This window comes from Vreelandella aquamarina (genome assembly GCF_020075495.1).
GTDB classification, from domain to species: Bacteria; Pseudomonadota; Gammaproteobacteria; order Pseudomonadales; family Halomonadaceae; genus Vreelandella; species Vreelandella aquamarina_A.
In genome coordinates this window covers 1-1,642 of sequence record NZ_JABYQT010000024.1, presented here as the reverse complement: position 1 = coordinate 1,642, position 1,642 = coordinate 1, and the positions used below count along the sequence as shown (strand labels likewise).

Here is a 1,642-nt window from a genome sequence, read left to right as displayed (position 1 = left end):
AATAAGTGCCTGACGATGACCTACTCTCGCATGGGGAGACCCCACACTACCATCGGCGCTAAGCGGTTTCACTACTGAGTTCGGCAAGGGATCAGGTGGTTCACGCTCGCTATGGTCGTCAGGCGTAACGGTCAATGTACATCATGCTGTGTCGTGTGAGCGTCTCTCGTGCCCAGCGGTTTCGCTTGGCGCGCGTATCCGGTAGTCATCGTTGTCATTACGACCAGACCCCTTGGGTGTTATAGGGTCAAGCCTCACGGGCCATTAGTACACGTTAGCTCAACGCCTTGCAGCGCTTCCACACCGTGCCTATCAACCAGCTGGTCTTGCTGGGCCCTTCAGGAGGCTCAAGGCCTCGGGGATGTCTCATCTTGAAGGGGGCTTCCCGCTTAGATGCTTTCAGCGGTTATCCCGTCCGACCATAGCTACCCGGCAATGCCACTGGCGTGACAACCGGAACACCAGAGGGTCGTCCACTCCGGTCCTCTCGTACTAGGAGCAGCTCTTCTCAAACATCCAACGCCCACGGCAGATAGGGACCGAACTGTCTCACGACGTTCTAAACCCAGCTCGCGTACCACTTTAAATGGCGAACAGCCATACCCTTGGGACCGACTTCAGCCCCAGGATGTGATGAGCCGACATCGAGGTGCCAAACACCGCCGTCGATGTGAACTCTTGGGCGGTATCAGCCTGTTATCCCCGGAGTACCTTTTATCCGTTGAGCGATGGCCCTTCCATACAGAACCACCGGATCACTAGAACCTGCTTTCGCACCTGCTCGACGTGTCTGTCTCGCAGTCAAGCACCCTTATGCTCTTGCACTCATTGCACGATGTCCGACCGTGCTGAGGGTACCTTCGTGCTCCTCCGTTACTCTTTGGGAGGAGACCGCCCCAGTCAAACTACCCACCACACACTGTCCTCGATCCGGATAACGGACCTGAGTGAGAACGCCAATGATGCCAGGCTGGTATTTCAAGGTTGGCTCCCTTCGAACTGGCGTCCGAAGTTCAAAGCCTCCCAGCTATCCTACACAGGCAACATCAGCGTCCAGTGTGAAGCTATAGTAAAGGTTCACGGGGTCTTTCCGTCTAGCCGCGGGTACACCGCATCTTCACGGCGATTTCAATTTCACTGAGTCTCGGGTGGAGACAGCGTGGCCATCATTACGCCATTCGTGCAGGTCGGAACTTACCCGACAAGGAATTTCGCTACCTTAGGACCGTTATAGTTACGGCCGCCGTTTACCGGGGCTTCGATCAAGAGCTTCGGCCGAGGCCTAACACCATCACTTAACCTTCCGGCACCGGGCAGGCGTCACACCCTATACGTCCGCTTGCGCGTTAGCAGAGTGCTGTGTTTTTACTAAACAGTTGCAGCCACCTGGTATCTTCGACCGGTTCGGGCTTGGAGAGCAAGTCTCGTCACCCTACGCCGGCGTGCCTTCTCCCGAAGTTACGGCACCATTTTGCCTAGTTCCTTCACCCGAGTTCTCTCAAGCGCCTTGGGATTCTCACCCTGACCACCTGTGTCGGTTTGGGGTACGGTCGCACATGATCTGAAGCTTAGAGGCTTTTCCTGGAAGCGTGGCATCAATGACTTCCTGACCGTGGTCAGTTCGTCTCGTCTCTCGGCCTTG

General features: G+C 56.1%; 2 rRNA genes. Both read right to left on the bottom strand.

Annotated features, from left to right (window positions below):
* Positions 1 to 7: 7 nt before the first annotated feature.
* Positions 8 to 123 (bottom strand): 5S ribosomal RNA (rrf, locus tag HW452_RS17275).
* Positions 124 to 243: 120 nt separating this feature from the next.
* Positions 244 to 1,642: ribosomal RNA gene (locus tag HW452_RS17270) — 23S ribosomal RNA — on the bottom strand; the annotation flags it as partial.